A 21,042-nucleotide genomic window follows, 5' to 3' on the forward strand; every position below is an offset into this window, starting at 1 on the left:
GAAAAAGTATATACACCATTAGCAATAGTCGCAATTTTTGCAGGTTTAGCTAAAAATTAGTAGGTGCCACTGTATTACCGATGTTAGATAATGAGTTACAATTTATTTATTTAGTCTGTGATGCTTTTTCCAATTGCTTTATTGACATGTTTCTTTTAACGTGGAACTTTAATCCTAAAGTATTATATTCACCAAGTGCATATAAGGATGAACAAAACTTCATTGCACTAGTTAATCAAGAAATCACAAATGATATTGTTCAAATTGGTCACAGGATAAATTTTATATAAAAGGTTATGCTGATTTTGTTGATCGTCAGTGGAAAATTACATATGAACCTTGTAAAAAATTATTAATAAGGCAAGCTTATATCCGCTATTCATTATAAGTTATATATAAAACTTTGAACCTATGTCCACTAATTTATACTAACATTAATTAGAAAGGTGACTTTTATGAACAAATGTATATATTTAGTAGAATGTACAGATGAACTCACATATAGCAGTGGGGAACATGTTATTCCTGCAGGACTTGGTGGAATATCAAAGTTACCAAAGGGATTTGTATCTGATCAAGTTAATAATATTTTTTCTAAATACGAATTAAGAGCAATAAGAAGTTCATTACTTATTGGAAATAGAATAAGGCATGGCCCTGGTAAGAGAGGAAATCAAAATGTGAAAAAGGAAAAAGTGCCTATAATTAGACTTCTAAAAGATGAAACCAGTAATAATCAATATTATTTACTAGGATATATATTTTTAGGAGATGCATATATTCTTCCACAAATATGTTGTTCTTTTGGTTATGTTTCGGACACGATGTCAATTAATTATTTAGGAGATAATTTTGAAGTAAAAGATTATGAACAATACCTTTTAGAGTTTAGAGTTAAATTAATAAATTTTTTAATAGATAAGAATAAACATTATATTTTTGTAAAAGATGAATTCAAAAAGAGTAAAGATACAATAAATATTGGATTTTATAAAGGAAAATGGTATTTATCAACTAATATACCGTTATTTGATGTGAATAATATTGCTAAAAAGATTTTGACTCATATCTTTCAAAATTCTATTAGTTTTAAAAAGAGTACTACAAAAAATGTTGTTAAAGAGTTTGAAAAAATTAAGTTTAAATATCGACAAACTATTGATATTTCAGATGATTCTTTTTCATTTATGTTTGTAAAAACTGCTTTTAATGCCCTATCCTATCTAATGGGGCAAGACTTTGTTTTGTTAAATATATTCGATAAATTACGTAATGATATTGTTGGATGCAAAAATATGTCTTCTTATATAAAACCAAGCGATATGCATGAAGAGATATTTAGTAAAAATATCCCTCAAATGCCTGAGTATGCACATTGCATTTATATAGTTTCCAAAGGTAATAATATATTTTCATACGTATCTTTTTATAATGAATGGCATGCACATATGCTATTAACAGATGAATATAAAGGAGATGATTTTATAGTAGGATTTGTATGTGATTGGAAATCTAAAAAAGAATATAGTTATAATTAAATAACTTTGCCGTTTAGTAGTGTTTCTTTTTGATTACCTATGGTAATTAATTAAATCAATACTTTTGATTATCCATATTAGATACAGTTCGGCAAACTTCCCATTATGTTTATGATGAATAAATCGTTACATAGATACTGAATATTATAGTGAACCAATGACTGGAGGAAAGAGAGAATTATTATGAGCTTTATGTATCTTGACAGTGAGGAATACGAGTTTATTTGGGAAACTGTTAGCAAACTTCAAATTGTCTTTCATCCACGATATTCTCCTGATGGGCAGTTAGATCATAATGCACTAATCCAAAATAAACACAAATATAATTATATACTAATACTCGATCGAAATATGTTAAGTAGCTTATTACGACTATTCAAAGAAGGCTCGTTGAAAGATGAAAATGAAATGAGAGTTATCGCATTGGTAATGTCATGGGCACTTACTAATAATTTCCCAATAAGTGCTGGATTGGCAATTAAAGAATTCGCAAATAGAACAATGTCCCAAGATAACGCTTTACAAGAATTATGTGAATTCAAAGGTCTATTCGAATATTATCCCAGCATTATCTGGTTAAGATTAGCAGAAGGCGTGATTGATAAAATACCACCTGTTGATAGAGCATTCGAAAATTATGAAACAGATATTAACTATCCGGAATATGACGATCATTTGCTTATGCATATTGCGGAAATGCTTCATATAGTTTACCTGTATCGTAAAAAAGATATGCCCACAATTGAAAAAATTGAAGCCTATTTAAAGTGGAATTATGAGAATCTTCTAATATCCGAAAGCACAATAACATATATGCTGCTGCTATTTACAAATCAAAATGGCATAAAAGCTCCAAAGGGAGTTATGACGAATGACTATGAAAAAATACTTTCTGGATGCAAAAATCAGGCTTGGGATTTAAATTATCTTTCAACTTGGAGTACTTTTCACTATAATGAACCAACAGAAAACAATGAGATTTTCTTGTTTACTACAAATGACGTCATGCTAAAGAAGATTTTTATAAATACATATTCATCAAGCGGTTTATCTGGTCTTATTCATGCTGTATTATCTTCTAAGGACGGAAAAAGAATATGTGATTTAATCCAACAAAAATCTGGTACAAATAGAATCAAACCAGACTTTGGAAACTCACCTCGCGAGTATTTTAATGACTTGATTACAAGAGAAAAAGAGTTGCTATCATCGTCACTTAATTTTTGTTGACCTTCTAATTATGTTTATAATGAACAAGCTTAGAATACCAATACTGTGAAACTAAAAGAAGTTCAAGCAGATAATGATAAAAGGAAAAGAATTATGTTAAAATATGAGAAGAAACTTCAATTTGATAAGCAATATAACATGTTGCAATCAAATCGTTCTTTACAAAAAATCATAGCATTCGTATGGGGAGTTGCAGGCTATACTTTATTGTTTTTTCTGATAAAGTATGTTCTATTATATATTCCGGACGTTCAACCTTGGAATGATTTTGATACGTGGTTTGCTCTTGGAGGCATAAGGTTTATAAAAGTTGATTTAGTCTACTTCGTATGTGGGCTAATTATTTTCTCTTATGGAACAGTAAGACTGTCACAAATATCAGTGCAGAATCATAGTGCAAAAAAAGAAGGCAGCAATGAACAAAGAAAATTGCTGGTTAATGGCTATTATGCAAAAGTACGTCATCCTATGTATGGAACATTTATAATTTTGCAGGCAGGCTTTCTGATGTCACTTCGTTCCCTTGCTGCAATGATACTTGCGTTAATAATTGTAATCGCTCAATATATGAATGCGATTATTGAAGAGAAACATCAACTTATTCCGATCTTTGGTGAAGAATATAAGCGGTATACAAAGAACGTTAAAACTATTCTTTTAAATAAATTAGAAATTATTATTTTTACATTAGCTGTAATAGGTACTATTATCGGGTTTATATTTTGAGCAAACCAGAGTTAAGCTTCCCAGTTTGTTGATATTGCTAAAGAGGTGATTTGCATGAGAAAAGAATTCGAATTTCAGGGATGCGTGGAAGTTCCGGCTGAATTGTCGGAAGATGAATTTATGGATAAGTTTATTGAATTCATAGAGGTGAATGGCTGGTCATTCGGAGGAGGAATAAATACGATCATCGATGGATTCTATATTAATCCTGATGGTACAAAAGGAAAATATGTACTTGATGAATAAAATGAGCAAGGGGGATGAATTTAATGGGAAATAATATAATAATAAGAAATTTACAAAAGCACGATTTAATTGAGCTATCAAACCTCTATGAACAGTTTTGGGGAGAAAAGTCTGACGTTAGCAAGATGGCATTGCAGTTTGATGCTCTTGAAATTGAAAATAATCACATTATCCTTGTGGCACAAATAGACAATCAAATTATTGCTTCTGTTATGGGGATTGTATGCAAAGAATTATATGGAGATTGCAGACCTTTTTTACTGGTAGAAAATATGATTGTTGACAAGGCATTCCGAAAGAATGGCATCGGACATATGCTCCTTTCTAAATTAGAAGATCGAGCAAAGGAAAGAGAATGTACCCAAATGCTCTTAGTAACTGAAATTGATAGAATAGATGCTTGTAATTTTTATGAAAAATATGGATTTCAAAAAAACAACAAAGGTTATAAGAAGAAATTGTAACTCAAGATTATGAATGTAATTTTAGTCACAAACAAAAATGTAATGATAACAGATACTAAGAAAATTGACTTTCTTTTATGGAGTAATAGATAAATATGCAGAGATACAAGCAAACCATATGGATAATAACAATAATTTATCTTATATGTTGGATATTCCGTACAATAGAATATTTTATTTTACGAACCGATAAAACTTTTTGGGGGAAGCGTTTTTACATAAGCTCATAGGTATTTTTGTTTTGCTTATGGCAGTGAGATTATTGACAATTACTGCGCAAGAAATCGGTTTTACAAAAAATAATATCCTAAAGCGAACTTTTCAAGGCCTGATTTTGGGTACTGCTGTATTTTTAGTGGCTTATGGTGTGGAGATTTTTATTTCCGTTATGCAGGGCAAGTTTCAGTCATTAGAGCTATATGTAAGTAGCTATGCAGTGGATGGAAATATAGGAAATCAAACAAGTATAAGCTTCTTTTTAATTTGCATTGCAGGCAATATCATAAATGTAGTAATGGAAGAGGGTATCTTCAGAGGTCTTTTTCAAACAATTTTGGAAAAGAAATATAACTTTATTCTTTCAGCAGTAATTGCATCCATACTATTTGGTTTATGGCATCTTATTGGTCCTGTTCGGAATTATTATGACGGAATTAGCAGCTTTGAGGGAATGATTATAAATATTTCAATGCTAGTAATCACTTCAGCGCTGGTTGGTTTCAAGTTTGCCCTACTAACAAAGATAACCGGTTCTCTTTATATGGCCATGGGAGATCATTTTGTAAATAATACAATAGTAAATATATTGCATGTTGTATCTAATAAAGGAGCAGATGAACTTATGTTTCTAAGGATTACAATTGCGCAAACCATTTCATTTGTGATCGTTCTTATATATTACTTAAAGTGCAGGAGAACAAAAGGATATTAGATAATTGATGAAAATGAGGAAGAATTTTTAATTAGTGAGAGGGAGATATTTCAAATGAAGAATAAGGGAGTTAGTTTTCAAATCCCAAATGAATACGGGAATTATCTTTCGTATTTATTAGAGCCTCTGCCATATAGTGACTATCAGTGGTTAATTGATTATGATGAGATACATCTATTACATGGTAACGAATTTATTAATCAGCCTTTGTTTAACGATAATCTATTAACTGGAAATGAATTATATAATATTGCAAAAGATAATAAGTATTATATGGTTTTTGTTACATTAATGGCTTTTAACAAAGGTGAGACTATTCAACACATAACAAATTACAAAGAATTCATAGATAGTAAGTGCAAAATATTTCTTACAGTATATGATTGTTCTGGTGTCATAATTTTGAGTAAAGATATTCAATTAATATCAATGATATACAGTTATGCTCTGTCTAAAGGATATGAAAATGTAAATTATATTAGTGAAAAAGAATTAATTGAAGGAATCTGTAGATTGTCATAATCTGAAATCAACTTACAAAATTAGCTTCCCATTATGTTTAAATTGACCAATTATATTATTTGACGAATGGTACATCCTAAAATCAACTTATATAAAGGAGACTGCAGAATGATTATTGGCGTTGCATCCGTTAAGATTTATGTGCCTTGGGTACACTCTTTGAAAGAAAAGCGTATGGTGGTTAAGAGTATCATTTTCAAAGTGCAAAATAAATTTAATATATCCATATCGGAGATAGATGCGCAGGATATACACCAAACAATTGTTTTGGGAATTGCCTGTGTTACCAACACGACCAAATTTGCAGATAGCATAATTGATGGTGTCATTACATTCATTGAGGATCATACGGAAGGTGAAATCCTAGACATTTATCGTGAAATTAGATAACCACAATTTTAAGATAAGCGAAATACTAATTATTTATATTGTGTTCATCTTTATGCTACAGCTAGAGGAGAGAATGACTATGAAAAAAATAGCAATATTAGCCTTATCTGTATTTATGCTTTTTTCTATGGCTTCGTGCAATGACTCATCTAAGGTAAAGGTGTTTAGTGAGGAAAATTTTTTGGAGGATATTGCTCCTAACGTACTCTATCTTGATTCCTGTGTGCAGGAGATGTTTTGTGCAGAGGTGGACTTTGATGATAGCTATTTAGCTGCATATGAAAGCAAGAGTGCATATGCTGATGGCATGGGTGAAATTGCCCTGCTTTTTAAACCGGGTGAAGAGAGCAAATATGATGACTTCTTTATTGACCCTACATATTCCTCATATGATACCGTAACAAACTTCAAAACAAATTCTGAGGTAAGGGATTATTTAAAAAAATATTTATCTGATGATGTCATCGATAAATGGTTTTTAAACGACTTTTTGGAATATGAGGGACAGCTCTATTTGGTAAGAGGTTCAAGGGGCTACGGGGCTGTGACATGTGATTTGGAAAGCGTGAAGTATGTAGAAGAAAAAGATGGTAAACAATATGTTACTGTTGATTTTAAGCTCTTTGATGAGTTTGACCATACGGAAACATTGGAATTTTCAAAGGTTAATGATGTATGGATTATGACAGATGAAGTAGCGCCCATCCTGAACGAAACGACTGAAAACATTGATAAGGAAGAATCGGAAGAAACAGTTATACTTCCAAAGAAAGATGATTATTCGGGTTCGTATGTAGATACGCAGGGAACAGCAGACATATATAGTAAATTGGATTTAACATATCAGGGAGATGAGTCATATGAAGCCACTGTTGCTCTCTACCGTTTGACAGAATTAGAAGGAGTTGCTAAGACCGATGGAGAAACACTTTTTTTTGAAGATCAAGATAGGCAAGTAAAGGGTACAATTATCATTCAAGACAATATGGCGGTGTTAACCATTACAGAATCTGGTTTTGAAAATATTAATCAAGGGGATGTTTTTGAGTTTTTTGTAAAGCTCTAATTATGAGCATATCCCGTAGCAAATTTAATTTCTATTATGTTTATGATGCTTTGAAACATTTTATAAATAGAATGGTCCTAAACTCCGTATGGAGCGAGATTATAAAAAGGAGGAATCAACAACATGAAAAGAGTCATAGCAATTGTCTTGACCCTCGTTATGCTGTTGTCTTTGACAGCATGTAAAGAAGAAAGTCCAGGGCAAAGCACTGCAGATAGCGATAAAGGTGTCATCAACAACCCGGTTGATAAAGTGGGATACCGCGCCATTAGTACCGAAGCAGTATTCCCAAGCACCAATATGTTCATTTACGACGGTGTCGCAAATGTTCCAGAGTACACCGTATTGCCTGGACTTGACAATATTGTCAATAAAAATCAGTTTAAATATGGCACCAATGATGTAGGAGATTACTATTTCGCCCTTCAACTGTCGGACGAAGCCGCCAATCGCATCGAACAAAATGGCTTTGTTGTAATTGATTCATTGAATCACAATGAATACTATAGTCAATATGAAAGCAATCGGTACGACTATATTCCCAGTTTTATTACCACCGATTCCGTTGTCCACACCTTCCATTTAATGTATGATTATGTGCTGAAAGACGTTGAGCGAAGCAGTCTAATGCTTTGTTTGAAGAAGCTGTCATACAATATGGCAAAAGCGTCCTATCAGCAGTATTTGGAGCTAAAGGGGACGGAATTTGAAAACGCGGCATTTCGAAACGTGGCCTTTTTTTGTGTGGGCGGCAAACTCCTTGACAGTGATTTTACTGTGAAAAAAGAAGTTGTGGATCTTGTCGACAAGGAAATTGCCTTAATCGAAGCTCATGAGGGAATTAAAAAGTCTCCGTTGATTAATTTTGGTCAAATCTTCATGAGTCCGATCGATTATTATAGTGTCGATTATTCCCAGTTTATTCCCCGTGGCCATTATACCCAGTCAGAGGAACTGCAGGATTATTTCAAGGCATCGATGTGGTATGGCCAGATGACGCTTCGTTCGGCCTATCCCGATGAGGTGCGTTCGGCGCTTCTGATGACTTCCGCTATTCAAACTGTGGAAAATTCACAGGACTGGAATACGATTTTTCAAACTATTAATTTCTTTGTGGGTGAATGTGACGACATTACACCGGTGGATTATACCCAAAGTCTGTCGGACATTTATGGCGACGATGTTGCCTCTCTGCCGGTTGTGACGGATAAGATCAAATTTGAGCAGACCCTTGAGGTGATAAAAGATTTGCCATCTCCAACCATAAATTCTATTCCTGTATATGAAGATACCATCCAGCCGAATCGCGATAAGGCAATTACTGGGTTCCGTTTCTTGGGACAGCGCTTTACAATAGATGCCAGCATCTTTCAGCGTTTGATTGATCGGGAAACCAAGTACCGTATGCTACCAAATGCCTTGGATGTGCCAGCGGCTTTTGGTTCAGATGAAGCTTACAATATCCTCAAAAGCGATTATAGTGTGGATAAATATCCAGATTATGACGGAAATCTTGGGAATGTGAGAGAATATATAAGCACAGTAAAGGATGATGTTTGGACGTCTAATCTCTATTGGTCGTGGCTCAATATGTTGCATCCATTGGCAAGTAATATTGATAGAACGGGGTATCCCTTCTTCATGCAGAATGTGGCTTGGACGCGCAAGGAGCTGAATACGTTTTTGGGAAGCTGGACGGAGCTAAAACACGATACCCTGCTTTACGCAAAGCAACCAATGGCAGAGAGGGGTGGAGGCGGTGATGAACCACCATTACCACCGGATGACAGGGGATATGTGGAACCAAACCCTGAGCTTTTCGGCCGATTGGCTTTGCTTGTTAGTCAGACTAGGGATGGGCTTACAGTAGCGAATTTAATAACAGATGAAACGGCCGATGCTCTGGAAAACTTATATGGAGTTGCAAACAAGCTTACAGAAATTTCCCAAAAGGAACTGGCGTATAAAAAGCTGACAAGTGAGGAATATGATTTTATCCGCAATTATGGTGGAGAGCTTGAGCATATTTGGGACGCGGCGAAAAAAGACGAATTGGAAGCCTTAGAAGCTCAGTATGGATATGCCGATAAGGATTCGTATTTGTATGAGCACCCAGATGCTATTGTGGCCGACGTGGCCACCGATCCCAACGGGTTTATCCTTGAAGAAGCTACCGGCTTTGCCAAAACCATTGTCGTTGCCTTTCCAAGAGACGAGGGTGTAGTTCTCGGCGTAGGGCTAGTTTACTCCCAATATGAGTTTACGGTGCCTATTGATAAGCGGATGACCGACGAAGAGTGGCACCAGGCTCTCAACAGCAATAATATCCCACCTCTCTCCGAGTGGAAAAACGCCTTTATTGTTCAATGAGTTATAAAGCATTATGCGTGCTTATCGCGGTGGTGCTCATGATAAGCGTGCTTTTACCGGGTTGTTCTCGGGAATACGGAGACACTGATGAGTATAGAGAATTCATAAAGGAAAAAGCTCTTTACGAATCAGTTAACAAGGTAGAGACGTCGGGAGATTATACTTATGTCCTTGAGGACGGCGTTCTCTCTTTCCTTGATCAAAATGGGAAGGAAATCTGGCGCTCGGATAAATACTGGTTTGTCGATGATTTTAGTCTTTTTGACATTGATGGGGATGGGAATACCGATTGCTTATTTTCCCTGTGGAAATCCTATAGCTTTTATAAGAATTTCGATGAAAACGACGACCCACGAGTCAGAAATCATCTGTTTTTATATACCATTCGTGGCGGATACGCGAAAACGTTATGGGCATCATCAAATCTTCCACGACCAATCTACAGTTTTGAAATCAGTGAAGGCATTTCAAATCCTGTGTCTACCGGCGCGGTCTTAAGAACCGTTGAGGGCGAATATACGGAAGATTATTCAAGAGACGAGCAAAGAGAATTTATATATACCTGGCAAGGATGGGGCTTTGTACCATGTATTAGCTGACTGATGATACCAAAAGTGTTTATTTCCTATTTATGCTCTCGACAGTATGTGACTTGCAGAGAGGTTAATGACGAACTAGTCTTCATTAGTTCGTGAAATTTAAGGCAATTTGGTAAAGAATTAAGGTATATTGCATGCAAAGGAAGGAATAGTTATACTGGTGATGCTTTGAAAAAACATAAAAAAATAATATACATTCTAATTTTAATATTTCTACTTTGGTTTGGGATCCATACGCTGATAATTACTATTGACGGGTTAAATGACGATCTTGGGAAGTCTGATGCTGCAGTCGTGTTAGGGAATAAAGTCGAGCTAGACGGAACCCCTTCTGTGAGATTGCAGGGGAGGTTAGACAAAGCAATCGAACTGTATGAGAAAGGATATTTTGATTACATTATCGTCAGTGGAGGCTTTGGGAAAGAAGGATTCAGCGAAGCAATAGTAATGAAAGAATACTTGATAGAAAAAGGAATATCTGGTGATAGAATTCTAGTGGATGGAGTAGGAAATAATTCCTATATGACAGCAAAGAATACAAAAAAGATTATGGAGCAGATGGATTTTCATACCGTTACAATAATTTCTCAGTTTTATCATATCACAAGAACAAAATTAGCATTTTATAGGGTTGGATTAGATGATGTATATTCAGCCCATTCCACAAGCTATGAAGTCCGTGATATTTATTCGCTTTTAAGAGAGTTTCCTGCTTACTATAAATATCTAATAGATGGCAGCAGATAACGAAAGATTACGCAGTCCAATTTTCCGTTTTCGAACGGTATATTTTTAAAATCAATTTAATGTCACTTTACTTTATAGAGGTATCAACTTTAATGAAAATACTTACAACAACAATTAATACATGGATTGTATTTTGTGCTGCTAATATATACAGTCTACCTGCAATCCGGGAACATACATATCTTGTGGTGATACTGACTATCGGCTTTGTTCTTGTTAATATAACTCCATCGTTCTATAAAAGAAAAATGCCAACGCTAAGGCTACGGGTTTGTGGTGACGGATGCGAGCTTTTGATTATTTTCCTTATATCCACATTTCTATCAACGATGTTTTTTATTTTTAGGATGCATTTTGGCTTAACTTCTTCATGGATAGTAGGTCTATTATTTGCAATTGTCATGGAATCAATAGTTTTTTGGAATGGCATAGTCAGGGTCTATATTACTTCTTTGCAGCTTGCTATTAAATGGCGCCTGATCGGAATTCTCTGTGGTTGGATTCCGATAGTTCATTTGTTTGTCCTATGTAAAATTATTCATATTGTTTTAAAAGAAACGGCTTTTGAAAGTGCAAAAATATGGATTAACATTGAACGGCAAAAGAATTATATTTGTCGAACTAAATATCCTCTTCTTCTCGTACATGGTGTTTTTTTTCGGGATTTTAAATATTTAAATTACTGGGGCAGAATTCCGAGTGAACTGGAAAGGAACGGAGCAATTATATATTATGGTAACCAACAGTCCGCTGCATCCGTTGCTGACTGTGGAAAAGAAATATCCGAAAGAATAAGCCAGATTGTCCATGAAACTGGTTGTAAAAAAGTGAATATCATTGCGCATTCAAAGGGCGGGTTGGATTGCAGATATGCTATCAGTAAATTTGGTGCAGAAAAGTGGGTTGCTTCAGTTACAACCATTAATACGCCTCACCGAGGATGTCTTTTTGCAGAGTATTTACTCTCAAAAATTCCTGAAAGCTCTCGGGATTTTATTGCACAAAAATATAATCTGGCACTCAAAAAATTAGGAGATAATAATCCGGATTTTTTGGCTGCAGTGAATGACCTGACAGTGTCTTCTTGTAAAAAAAGAAATGAAACAATCGTGGATGCTCCTAATGTTTTTTATCAAAGTGTCGGGTCTAAATTAAATAAAGCTACGAGCGGCAAGTTTCCCTTAAATTTCTCATATCATCTTGTAAAACATTTTGACGGTTTAAATGATGGTCTGGTGTCGATTGACTCTTTTACATGGGGGGAGACAAGTTTTTATTTTTATATATTTTATTAAAAATACCGCCTAATAGTGTTATTATGTGCGGATATTATAGAATGAAATAATTTTTAATTAAATTGGAAACCAATTATATAGTTGAGGTCGGGGGTATACTTATGAATAAACCTACTATTTTAGAACTTATTGAGCAAACTTTTTCTAATTATCCCATTGGAACTCTTTTTACTAGAGATGAGATAATTCATACAATTTACGTAAAGCATGGGATTAATAAATCAAGTATTATCCCAAGTGGATATTGCTATAATATTACAAATTTGGGTAAACAAGCAGATAAAGAGATGAATAAGTTTTATATTTTTGAGTATGTTTTGAGAGGAAAATATAAATATCTTGGTAAAAACTATCCATATTCAGGAAAAGTTTATCATACACCAAAAGGGACAGGTGAAGTAGAAATTGTTGGCGAATGGAAAAATGGCAGATACTTTTCTAAATGGGGTATTGATAAAGCCATTAAAACAGATAATCCTAAATATACTTTACAGAAAAGTTCAATATCTAAAGCAAAAAGACCGAGTAAACAGAGAAAGAGGGTAGATGTTCCTTACCCATCTATTACAGAGGTTGAGAAATATTTGGTTGCATGGGATAAACTAGAAAATTATTATCTACAAGAAAATGCATTGAACAAGCTGTTTTTTGAACTCTGTCCAAACAATAAAGATATTTCTGATGTTTTACTGAAAGCATCTACGCTGAATGACTTTTACAGTACGAATATATTTTCAATTTTTCCCGTTGCAAAACACATTGTAGATCTTGATATTGATGAAAGATTGCAAAAAAATGATGAAACGTTGGTAGATGATATTAAGTGCATTAACATTAATGGACATGAAAAGAATTTTTATTCTTTTGCTACAAAATATTGTAGTCATCACAATCCGAATGCTTATCCAATCTATGACAGATATGTGGATAAAGTTCTCTGCTATTTCAGAGATGTAGACGGGTTTTCTGAATTTAAAGGGGACGAGTTAAAAAATTATAAGAAATTTAAGCAGATTTTATTACAATTTCAATCATTTTATAAGCTTAAGAGTTATAATTTAAAAATGATTGATAAATACCTTTGGCAAGTAGGAAAGAAGTATTTTCCTACTAATTATAAATAGTTTGCCTATTGGAGGAATTTATGAAAAGATTAAATTACATATTACTTTGCATAATCCTAGTAACAGGAAGTATAATGCTGACTGGCTGTAAAGCAGAGGTAGAAAAGAGCGAAAACGAACAATCACAACTACCTGAGAAGTATGAGTATGCGCTATATATAGGAGACAATGAATATGCCGTGAAAGAGGAACTGGTGCAGGATGTACCTTGGGATGGTGAAAAGGTAACTGACGAGCCTGAGCAATTTCCATTTCCGGCAGTTCGAAATTATGAGAAGGAAAATCTGAAATTATCCTCCTTTCTACTACAATATATTTATGGTTAATGTGCTTGACAGCCAGTCAGGTCACTATCCATCTTGTTGCTTAAGCTGTTAGAATGTATGGAGCAATAGGTATGGCGTCTTCCTTTCTTGGACTTCGCGTCCGTAAATTAGACTGCTAACCAGCTCCTCATTCGCAGCGTTCGTTTTATGCAGGTTGAACTGCTTCCTACAGTACGTTCGGGTCACACCACAGTAGATGGAATAGGCAATGAGTAAAACTGGTGTTTATCCATTGCAATAATCTATAGGAGTGACAAATTTATGAACGCAGTAGGTATTGATGTTTCTAAGGGCAAAAGCATGATTGCTATTCTCCGCCCATATGGTGAGATTGTTTCTTCACCTTTTGAGATTCACCACACTTCAAGTGAAATTAGTTTCTTAATTGAACAAATCAAATCCATTGAAGGTGAATCACGGATTGTCATGGAGCATACTGGTCGTTATTACGAACCATTAGCTCATGAGCTTTCTCAGGCAAATCTTTTCGTAAGTGCCGTAAATCCAAAACTTATTAAAGATTTCGGAGATAATTCTCTCCGTAAAGTCAAGTCTGATAAGGCAGATGCTGTTAAAATAGCTCGTTATGCTCTTGACAGCTGGACTGATTTGAAACAGTATTGTCTTATGGATGAAATACGCAATCAGTTAAAAACAATGAACCGTCAGTTTGGTTTCTATATAAAGCACAAAACGGCTATGAAAAACAACTTTATCGGCATTCTTGATCAAACCTATCCAGGTGTTAATACTTACTTCGATAGCCCTGCCCGTAATGATGGTAGTCAGAAATGGGTTGATTTCGCCACTACATACTGGCATGTGGACTGTGTTCGTAAAATGTCTCTAAATGCTTTCACCGACCATTATCAGAAATGGTGCAAGAGAAAGAAGTACAACTTCAGTAAATCAAAAGCTGAAGAAATCTATGGTGCAGCTAAGGAGCTTATTCCCGTACTTCCTAAAGATGACTTAACCAAACTGATTGTTAAACAGGCTGTAGAACAGCTAAATATCGCCTCTCAAACAGTGGAACAACTTCGTTCTTTAATGCATGAAACTGCATCTAAACTGCCAGAGTACTTTATCGTCATGGAAATGAAAGGCGTTGGTTCGTCTCTAGGTCCTCAGCTAATTGCTGAAATTGGAGATGTTACACGCTTTACTCACAAAGGCGCCATTACAGCATTTGCTGGTGTCGATCCAGGTGTAAATCAATCTGGAACCTATGAACAAAAGAGTGTTCATGCTTCCAAAAGAGGATCTTCTACCTTGCGTAAAACTTTGTTTCAGGTCATGGACGCTCTTATCAAAAATAAGCCACAGGATGATGCCGTGTATCTATTTATGGACAAGAAACGTGCTCAAGGTAAACCTTATTATGTCTACATGACTGCAGGTGCCAATAAGTTCTTACGTATCTACTATGGACGAGTGAAAGAATACTTAGCATCTCTTCCGCAGTAATTACCACATACATACCCTTATTTCAGACCAGCCATATCCGGTGGTCTTTTTGTGATGGTCATATTTCCTCATTGTACTTTTGAAAAAAATCAACTTTTTACTATTGACTTTTTATTTGCAGGCTAATTAACTTGTACATTTACGTTTTTTATAATTTTATTATATATTTTTATTGCCAAGAAAGCTAGAATCCGTAACACATATTTTGTGTTTGAATATACTATCTGTGAAACCAATTACTTAATTGACCAAAAAAAGGAGGTAAATATATGAGTTGTTTCGGTGGACGTATATCGCCGGACCTCTTTTCAAATTGCTGCAACGGACACGATATGTGTGAGTTCGACGGTAATTTAAACAACGTTGTCTCGGAGCCGATTTATGTACAAAAGGTTTTTGATGCTGTACTGTTTAATCTTCAAGGGTTAAAAACAGTCAACAATCAATGCTTCACTCCAGCAATTCCTAGAGGCCACCGCTTAAAACGTATTGTAGATATTCGCTGTAAAAGAGCCTTCAACCCTCAAAACGTAGAAGACCCTACTAATTTAAAGCTAAATATCAATACGACAATTTCAGGCGGAACCTTTATTAAATGTGCAAACGGCGACGATGTAACTGTTGTAGGTCCAGACGGTACTTATTCAGAAAAAATTGTTTATGCAGATACTCAGGATTGTGATGATAAGGGCAGGGGAACCCCTATTTTCGGTACACAAAACATTTCCATTACTGGTGATGTAATGGTATATTTGGATCTGTTACTCTGTGACAGATATGATCATGAAGTTACCTTTACTGTTTACACTAAGGTAAATATTGCACAGGAATGTGCTCCGCTGTTACTTACAAACTTCTTTGAACTTTGTATCCCATCTACACAAAACAGTGCATTCCTTCCACGCTTTACTGAATTCTGTAATCCAGCATGCGAAACAAGACTGGCAACCAATAATATGGGCCGTGATTTAACCATCTGCCCAGACGGTACAGTAAAAGCCAATCTGATCATCGCGTTATGTGTTACTTGTGAAAAGAAAATCATAGTTCCTGTTCAGCTTTGCGTACTTTCTACTGGTTATGTTCAATTGTTACCAGAATCCTCTTCAATTTGCGATAGCTTCCCTCAACTATTTCCAAATCAAATCCAAAGCAAATACAATCCGGAAGTAGAAGAGGAAGAAGATGATTGTCAATGCATTTGCGATCCTTGCTGTGATCCTTGCTGCGACCCATGCAGAGATAATAATTTCAATGATTGCTGTGATCCTTGCCGACCAAATAATAACAACAATAATAGAAGAAGATAACGAAATGATACAAAAGCCCTTCCATACATACAGAAGGGCTTTTGTTTGTTTACATTTAAATTTAATTTATCTAGAATAATCTCTATGAAAAAGACATTTAAGTTCATAACTCGTCCTCTTACATATATTTAAATCATAAAATATAGTATTATTTTTCATTTAAGTTAAAACGTGCTATTTCTTCATCTTCAAATATTACAATTAAAGATGCATCTAAAGCATAGTTCAATAGTTTTTCCAACTTTTCCTCTGATGGAGTAATAAGTCTTACTTCTGGAATTCTCTCACTTACGCCTAAATCAAATGTAAAAGTAACCTCTCCTTCTTCTCCTTTTTTCATAAAATCATAAGAAGACGATTCCCCATATCCTAGACCAGTCGCCATATAAGAAGATGGGTCAAATATATTAATTCCAACTGTCTCTTCCGATACTTCCTTTAATTTATTATTCGGTTCAAGCTTCACCTTTAAATCATAAGTGTCATTAATATTAATATTCTTATTACCAACATTTTTAATTTTAAATTCGTAATACAATGCAGTTGGGACAACTTCTCGTTCCTTTTGTTCACCTACATTAATACCTATAGAACCCACTACTTCTTTATCATTAAGAATCGTAACATTCGAGCTTATTAGCTCTAATGACGGCTCAAAATAGTAATGTGAAAAAATAGCTAAAAACAATATTAACAATAATAAAACAATACATCGTTTCATATAACCCCTCTCCCCTTCGGGTATATTCTCCCTAAGAATTACTTGAATTTTTAGAGATGAATTTAATGAATAATTCTTTTATTATATGAATAATAAAAACAATGAGAGCTACATTCAGAAACATTGCTCCTAATTGAATAAAGTGATGTCCCCACCAATTATTAATTATATAGCTAAATGTTAAATCAGTGCCCTCTGGATAATAAAATTCAAACCATGTAATCGGAAGCCCTCCCGAATAAGTATTCATTCCACTAATTTGCTGAGAATTTATATGTATAAACCCATTGAATTTAACAGATAACAAAGTACTTATTAAAGCTATAATCCAATACTTCCATTTTTTAATAAAATTCATCATAAAGTTAACCTTTCTCAATTTCTGAGCTTATCTTCTAATAGTATAATTACTACCATATATTTCATATTCTTTGCCTCCAAGTTTATCCTATATTAAATAAATTATCAAGCTGGCCAATTAGTAATACTAGATAACTCTAATTATAGATTTTTATAACAATAATAGAAGAAGATAACGAAATGATACAAAAGCCCTTCCATACATACAGAAGGACTTTTGTTTGTTTACATTTAATTTTAATTTAATCAGTAGAAGCACTACTTCTTTCCCTTTTAAATCACGTATAAAGTATAAATATGTATTAATAATTTAAAAGTATTGTAATTATACTTGAAATATCTAAAATATATAATATTATGTAATTATTGAAAATAATTGTCGTAGAATTATACCCATTTCGTTTCAATGAAACAAGTAATAAAATAAATGGAGGAACTAATTATGACAAACAAAAACAAAAGTATTCTAAAAAAAGTTACACTAATATTTTTTATATTCTTTATTATTAATCTCATACAATTATTTGCTTCAGGCTTTTTTAACATTACTTCTACATATGCCGATGTGTTTTCTATCTCTTCAAAACAAACCATAGCTAAAAGTGATAATTGGGAATTCTGTATCCCTGAAAAAGACAGTCTTACACCATATTTTACATATAAAGGAGCTTTAAATATGGATCTATTTCCTTATATAATTGGTAAAATATATTATAAGGACAATGATGAAATTGATACAATGGATATCGATTGGTACCTTAATAGCGACAGGCATTTCTTTATCGGTGAAAGGCGTTGGTATTTTTATTTTAAAGATAAAAACATTATTAAGGTGTCATTTAAAGTTGTATGGGAAGAATACGGAGAGGTATGTTCTGAATCTATTTCTTCAAATAATTTAACAGCAGAAGAAATACAAGAAATAAACAAATGGATAGAAAATCATGATAAAAATTACTCACCCCCTTTTACTTATCCAGAATTATCTCTATGGAAAAGACATTAAAGTTCATAAGTGATTTGCCCTCCTAAAATAATTTTCTTGATAAAGTAATTTATAAGAAATACAATTAACACTGTAAATATTATTTATAATGTTAATTGCATGTTGAGGTGAATATACTTAAGTAGAAAAAAACGCGAAGATATTAAAAAATGAAAACGTTGCACCAAGGTGAAAAGGAGTAGATATATGAGAAAAATTGTAGTTGTATATCAGTCCAAGTATGGAGCGACTAAAAAATATGCTGAGTGGATTTCAGAAGAATTATCTTGTGATTTATTTGAGCGGAAAAACATTAAATTAGCTGATCTGGAACCATATGATACCATCATTTATGGTGGTGGACTATACGCCGGTGGTGTAAGCGGAATTGACATAGTAACAAAGAACTTTGATCAACTTAGCAATAAAAATCTGATTCTGTTTACTTGTGGGTTGGCTGATCCTATGGATAAAGAAAATACTGATAGTATTAAGCAAAGCCTTAATAAAGTTCTTACAACTCAAATGCAGAATAAAATCAAATTATTTCATTTACGTGGCGCTATAGATTACGCTAAACTCAGCATTGCGCATAAGGCAATGATGGCAATGCTTTATAGAATGATTAATAAAAAAGATTATGATTCCTTGCGAATTGAGGATAAGGAATTCATATCTACCTATGGCAAAGCTGTCGATTTTACTGATAGATCAACAATATTACCCATTGTCAGTTATATTCAAAAACTGTAATCATATTAATTAAAATTATATTTTTCAGAGTTAGTCCCACGATCCAGAGTCTATTAATAAGTAAATTTTTATGAAAAGAACCCTTCTGTCCGTTAACTCTATAGTTAGCCTCTCCTCAGTTTAAATTATGTACAGTGTTTTTTTTAATACTGTTTTAATCTATTTCTTGATTTATACATGCTGACAATAAAAATAATTAAACTACAAAACTACAAAAATTATTAACTTTTTAATTCTATTCATATCTTTTAAGTCTCTTGAATTTCTCCTGCTTTTTTCAAAGCTGATTTAGCAATAACCGGACCTACTATTTCATATAACATTGTAGCGCAAAGTATGATCGTACGTATTTGATCTGAATATTCTGGCACAACAGTCTCTGCAACTACAATGAGCCCTATCGCAACACCTGCTTGCGGAATTAAAGCTGGTCCAACATAACGACATATTGCTTTGTTTGCTCTCATGATTTCTGCACCAATTCTAGCACCAAGCAACTTTCCGATTACTCTTCCTATAACATAAATTAAACCTATACTACCTATTTGAGGTATTAATTCAATATTAAGTTGGGCACCAGATACAACAAAAAACATTACATATATTGGCGGTGTACAAGTACCCAGCAATGACACAATTTCATCACTTTCACTGCTGATATTGCAAAATAACATTCCACACATCATACACGACAGCAAAGAAGACAATCCAAAAAACGAACTCAATGAAGAGCAAATAAATATTACAGAAACTGTAATAATCAATTGATTGTTTTGCTTTTTAAAGAATTTCATGAGAATGTAAATGGATATTCCAAATATCGTACCCATTATGAGTGTAAAAAATATTTCAACCATAGGTGTTAAAATAGCTTGTACAACACTTAGATCGCCATTGCCGTTAAGGCTCTTAGCTACAGAAACAGATATTGCAAAAGCAATAAGAGCCACAGAATCATCTAAAGCAACGACACTCATGAGCATATCAGTAACAGGCCCCTTAGCACGATATTGCTTGATTATCATTACCGTTGCTGCCGGAGCTGTTGCTGCTGCAATGGAACCAAGAACAATAGAAAATGCAACATTATGCCCTGTTACAATTAAGATTGTATCTACAATAACAACAGCCAAAAGTGCTTCAAAAAAAGCAATCACTACAGGCGTAATCCCTAGCTTTTTTAAAAAGCTTCTTTTGAATTCACAGCCTATAATAAATGCAATAAAAGCCAGTGCCATTTCCGATACGATTGAACAGTCTTGAATTACTTCCAAAGAATAAAAACTCAAAATATGTGGGCCTAATATAAGACCTGATAAAAGATAACCTGTAACATTCGGGAACTTGAAAATTTTAACAAACCGCCCAAATAACAATCCAAATAGTAGTATTGATCCAACATATAATAAAGTAGTGAACTGCGGCATTTTCTCTCCCCCTATTTCATGCAAGTTATCCCATCAACAAAGGTTATAGGAACTGCAAACATAAAAGCTGTATTAGGGTTTGACAAATCACCCACAAGCTCGGTAATAACTTTTTGTACAATTGGAATTTGGTCCTCATCGATAACCATTAAAATTGTTTTATTATCCTCTGCAATACCGGAAAACATCATCTTAAATGGTGCAAAAGACATACCTTCCTCAGCAGATGCAAGGGCTCCTGCCATACCGACAGAATTCATCACAGTTGCACCTTTAATTCCATTTGTATTTAGGTCCATAAGCAATTTATTAAGAACGCCTATTTTATTAAGAACCAAAAATAATAGTTGCTTTTTCATAATCTTCTCCTCCACTCCATAAAGCCTTTCTCGGTTAATAACTATTTTTGCAATTCTAATTATTATCAATTATATTCATATCTTAA

The 21,042-nt window shown here is 33.9% G+C and carries 23 protein-coding genes; 19 read left to right on the forward strand and 4 right to left on the reverse strand.

Features of this window, described 5'->3' with window-relative positions; translation table 11 throughout:
• Positions 1-455: 455 nt before the first annotated feature.
• The 17 genes from I2490_RS08100 (at position 456) to I2490_RS08180 (ending at position 16,351) form a co-directional block, all read left to right on the forward strand.
• Positions 456-1,538 (forward strand): hypothetical protein, encoded by a 1,083-nt coding sequence (locus tag I2490_RS08100; protein ID WP_206459220.1) that lies wholly within the window; start codon positions 456-458, stop codon positions 1,536-1,538.
• 183 nt (positions 1,539-1,721) lie between these two features.
• Positions 1,722-2,768, forward strand: coding sequence for a hypothetical protein (locus I2490_RS08105; protein ID WP_206459221.1), 1,047 nt, complete (start codon positions 1,722-1,724; stop codon positions 2,766-2,768).
• A gap of 93 nt (positions 2,769-2,861) precedes the next feature.
• Entirely contained in the window at positions 2,862-3,494 is a 633-nt protein-coding gene (locus I2490_RS08110; protein ID WP_206459222.1) for a methyltransferase family protein, read from the forward strand.
• Between the two features lie 54 nt (positions 3,495-3,548).
• Positions 3,549-3,740, forward strand: a complete 192-nt coding sequence (locus I2490_RS08115; RefSeq protein ID WP_206459223.1) for a 50S ribosome-binding protein YggL — start codon at positions 3,549-3,551, stop codon at positions 3,738-3,740.
• Between the two features lie 23 nt (positions 3,741-3,763).
• Positions 3,764-4,204 (forward strand): GNAT family N-acetyltransferase, encoded by a 441-nt coding sequence (locus tag I2490_RS08120; RefSeq protein WP_209010591.1) that lies wholly within the window; start codon positions 3,764-3,766, stop codon positions 4,202-4,204.
• A 247-nt stretch (positions 4,205-4,451) separates the two neighbouring features.
• Complete coding sequence (locus I2490_RS08125) at positions 4,452-5,135, forward strand: CPBP family intramembrane glutamic endopeptidase (protein ID WP_245157114.1); 684 nt, start codon at positions 4,452-4,454, stop codon at positions 5,133-5,135.
• A 54-nt stretch (positions 5,136-5,189) separates the two neighbouring features.
• Positions 5,190-5,657: a DUF2691 family protein gene (locus I2490_RS08130; RefSeq protein ID WP_206459224.1), complete on the forward strand. Its 468-nt coding sequence runs from the start codon at positions 5,190-5,192 to the stop codon at positions 5,655-5,657.
• A 108-nt stretch (positions 5,658-5,765) separates the two neighbouring features.
• Positions 5,766-6,047 (forward strand): DUF503 domain-containing protein, encoded by a 282-nt coding sequence (locus I2490_RS08135; protein WP_206459225.1) that lies wholly within the window; start codon positions 5,766-5,768, stop codon positions 6,045-6,047.
• Positions 6,048-6,126: 79 nt separating this feature from the next.
• A complete protein-coding gene (locus I2490_RS08140; protein ID WP_206459226.1) occupies positions 6,127-7,113 on the forward strand; it encodes a hypothetical protein in 987 nt (328 codons plus the stop codon).
• Between the two features lie 123 nt (positions 7,114-7,236).
• Positions 7,237-9,483, forward strand: a complete 2,247-nt coding sequence (locus tag I2490_RS08145) for a DUF3160 domain-containing protein (protein ID WP_206459227.1) — start codon at positions 7,237-7,239, stop codon at positions 9,481-9,483.
• Between the two features lie 38 nt (positions 9,484-9,521).
• Positions 9,522-10,082, forward strand: coding sequence for a hypothetical protein (locus I2490_RS08150; protein ID WP_206459228.1), 561 nt, complete (start codon positions 9,522-9,524; stop codon positions 10,080-10,082).
• Positions 10,083-10,250: 168 nt separating this feature from the next.
• Positions 10,251-10,829: a YdcF family protein gene (locus tag I2490_RS08155; protein WP_206459229.1), complete on the forward strand. Its 579-nt coding sequence runs from the start codon at positions 10,251-10,253 to the stop codon at positions 10,827-10,829.
• Between the two features lie 92 nt (positions 10,830-10,921).
• Entirely contained in the window at positions 10,922-12,124 is a 1,203-nt protein-coding gene (locus I2490_RS08160) for an esterase/lipase family protein (protein ID WP_206459230.1), read from the forward strand.
• Positions 12,125-12,225: 101 nt separating this feature from the next.
• The gene (locus I2490_RS16630; protein ID WP_245157115.1) at positions 12,226-13,248 is read left to right on the forward strand and encodes a DUF7225 domain-containing protein; all 1,023 of its coding nucleotides are present in this window, start codon (positions 12,226-12,228) and stop codon (positions 13,246-13,248) included.
• 20 nt (positions 13,249-13,268) lie between these two features.
• Entirely contained in the window at positions 13,269-13,574 is a 306-nt protein-coding gene (locus I2490_RS08170; protein WP_206459231.1) for a hypothetical protein, read from the forward strand.
• Between the two features lie 261 nt (positions 13,575-13,835).
• Complete coding sequence (locus I2490_RS08175; RefSeq protein ID WP_206459232.1) at positions 13,836-15,041, forward strand: IS110 family transposase; 1,206 nt, start codon at positions 13,836-13,838, stop codon at positions 15,039-15,041.
• A gap of 269 nt (positions 15,042-15,310) precedes the next feature.
• Complete coding sequence (locus I2490_RS08180; RefSeq protein ID WP_206457949.1) at positions 15,311-16,351, forward strand: hypothetical protein; 1,041 nt, start codon at positions 15,311-15,313, stop codon at positions 16,349-16,351.
• A 148-nt stretch (positions 16,352-16,499) separates the two neighbouring features.
• Here the strand turns inward: I2490_RS08180 and I2490_RS08185 are convergent, their stop codons facing one another.
• Positions 16,500-17,072 (reverse strand): hypothetical protein, encoded by a 573-nt coding sequence (locus I2490_RS08185; protein ID WP_206457950.1) that lies wholly within the window; start codon positions 17,070-17,072, stop codon positions 16,500-16,502.
• A 31-nt stretch (positions 17,073-17,103) separates the two neighbouring features.
• Positions 17,104-17,433 (reverse strand): hypothetical protein, encoded by a 330-nt coding sequence (locus I2490_RS08190; protein WP_206457951.1) that lies wholly within the window; start codon positions 17,431-17,433, stop codon positions 17,104-17,106.
• Positions 17,434-17,874: 441 nt separating this feature from the next.
• Here I2490_RS08190 and I2490_RS08195 point away from each other — a divergent pair, with 441 nt between their 5' ends.
• Together I2490_RS08195 and I2490_RS08200 are read left to right on the forward strand one after the other, a co-directional pair.
• Positions 17,875-18,438, forward strand: a complete 564-nt coding sequence (locus tag I2490_RS08195; protein WP_206457952.1) for a hypothetical protein — start codon at positions 17,875-17,877, stop codon at positions 18,436-18,438.
• Between the two features lie 186 nt (positions 18,439-18,624).
• A complete protein-coding gene (locus I2490_RS08200) occupies positions 18,625-19,170 on the forward strand; it encodes a flavodoxin domain-containing protein (RefSeq protein WP_206457953.1) in 546 nt (181 codons plus the stop codon).
• A gap of 248 nt (positions 19,171-19,418) precedes the next feature.
• Here I2490_RS08200 and I2490_RS08205 read toward each other — a convergent pair whose 3' ends face one another.
• Positions 19,419-20,597 (reverse strand): cation:proton antiporter, encoded by a 1,179-nt coding sequence (locus I2490_RS08205; protein ID WP_206457954.1) that lies wholly within the window; start codon positions 20,595-20,597, stop codon positions 19,419-19,421.
• An 11-nt stretch (positions 20,598-20,608) separates the two neighbouring features.
• Positions 20,609-20,956 carry a hypothetical protein gene (locus I2490_RS08210; protein ID WP_206457955.1) on the reverse strand — a complete coding sequence of 116 codons (348 nt, stop codon included), beginning with the start codon at positions 20,954-20,956 and terminating at the stop codon, positions 20,609-20,611.
• Positions 20,957-21,042 lie beyond the last annotated feature (86 nt).

Origin of the sequence: Anaerovorax sp. IOR16, assembly GCF_017168145.1 — a bacterium.
In the GTDB taxonomy this organism is placed as follows: domain Bacteria; phylum Bacillota; class Clostridia; order Peptostreptococcales; family Anaerovoracaceae; genus IOR16.

Bases quoted from the DNA above. Each gene is read 5' to 3' on its own strand.
- I2490_RS08100 (WP_206459220.1), top strand. From the start codon at position 456: ATGAACAAATGTATATATTTAGTAGAATGTACAGATGAACTCACATAT.
- I2490_RS08105 (WP_206459221.1), top strand. From the start codon at position 1,722: ATGAGCTTTATGTATCTTGACAGTGAGGAATACGAGTTTATTTGGGAA.
- I2490_RS08110 (WP_206459222.1), top strand. From the start codon at position 2,862: ATGTTAAAATATGAGAAGAAACTTCAATTTGATAAGCAATATAACATG.
- I2490_RS08115 (WP_206459223.1), top strand. From the start codon at position 3,549: ATGAGAAAAGAATTCGAATTTCAGGGATGCGTGGAAGTTCCGGCTGAA.
- I2490_RS08120 (WP_209010591.1), top strand. From the start codon at position 3,764: ATGGGAAATAATATAATAATAAGAAATTTACAAAAGCACGATTTAATT.
- I2490_RS08125 (WP_245157114.1), top strand. From the start codon at position 4,452: ATGGCAGTGAGATTATTGACAATTACTGCGCAAGAAATCGGTTTTACA.
- I2490_RS08130 (WP_206459224.1), top strand. From the start codon at position 5,190: ATGAAGAATAAGGGAGTTAGTTTTCAAATCCCAAATGAATACGGGAAT.
- I2490_RS08135 (WP_206459225.1), top strand. From the start codon at position 5,766: ATGATTATTGGCGTTGCATCCGTTAAGATTTATGTGCCTTGGGTACAC.
- I2490_RS08140 (WP_206459226.1), top strand. From the start codon at position 6,127: ATGAAAAAAATAGCAATATTAGCCTTATCTGTATTTATGCTTTTTTCT.
- I2490_RS08145 (WP_206459227.1), top strand. From the start codon at position 7,237: ATGAAAAGAGTCATAGCAATTGTCTTGACCCTCGTTATGCTGTTGTCT.
- I2490_RS08150 (WP_206459228.1), top strand. From the start codon at position 9,522: ATGATAAGCGTGCTTTTACCGGGTTGTTCTCGGGAATACGGAGACACT.
- I2490_RS08160 (WP_206459230.1), top strand. From the start codon at position 10,922: ATGAAAATACTTACAACAACAATTAATACATGGATTGTATTTTGTGCT.
- I2490_RS16630 (WP_245157115.1), top strand. From the start codon at position 12,226: ATGAATAAACCTACTATTTTAGAACTTATTGAGCAAACTTTTTCTAAT.
- I2490_RS08170 (WP_206459231.1), top strand. From the start codon at position 13,269: ATGAAAAGATTAAATTACATATTACTTTGCATAATCCTAGTAACAGGA.
- I2490_RS08175 (WP_206459232.1), top strand. From the start codon at position 13,836: ATGAACGCAGTAGGTATTGATGTTTCTAAGGGCAAAAGCATGATTGCT.
- I2490_RS08180 (WP_206457949.1), top strand. From the start codon at position 15,311: ATGAGTTGTTTCGGTGGACGTATATCGCCGGACCTCTTTTCAAATTGC.
- I2490_RS08185 (WP_206457950.1), bottom strand. From the start codon at position 17,072: ATGAAACGATGTATTGTTTTATTATTGTTAATATTGTTTTTAGCTATT.
- I2490_RS08190 (WP_206457951.1), bottom strand. From the start codon at position 17,433: ATGATGAATTTTATTAAAAAATGGAAGTATTGGATTATAGCTTTAATA.
- I2490_RS08195 (WP_206457952.1), top strand. From the start codon at position 17,875: ATGACAAACAAAAACAAAAGTATTCTAAAAAAAGTTACACTAATATTT.
- I2490_RS08200 (WP_206457953.1), top strand. From the start codon at position 18,625: ATGAGAAAAATTGTAGTTGTATATCAGTCCAAGTATGGAGCGACTAAA.
- I2490_RS08205 (WP_206457954.1), bottom strand. From the start codon at position 20,597: ATGCCGCAGTTCACTACTTTATTATATGTTGGATCAATACTACTATTT.
- I2490_RS08210 (WP_206457955.1), bottom strand. From the start codon at position 20,956: ATGAAAAAGCAACTATTATTTTTGGTTCTTAATAAAATAGGCGTTCTT.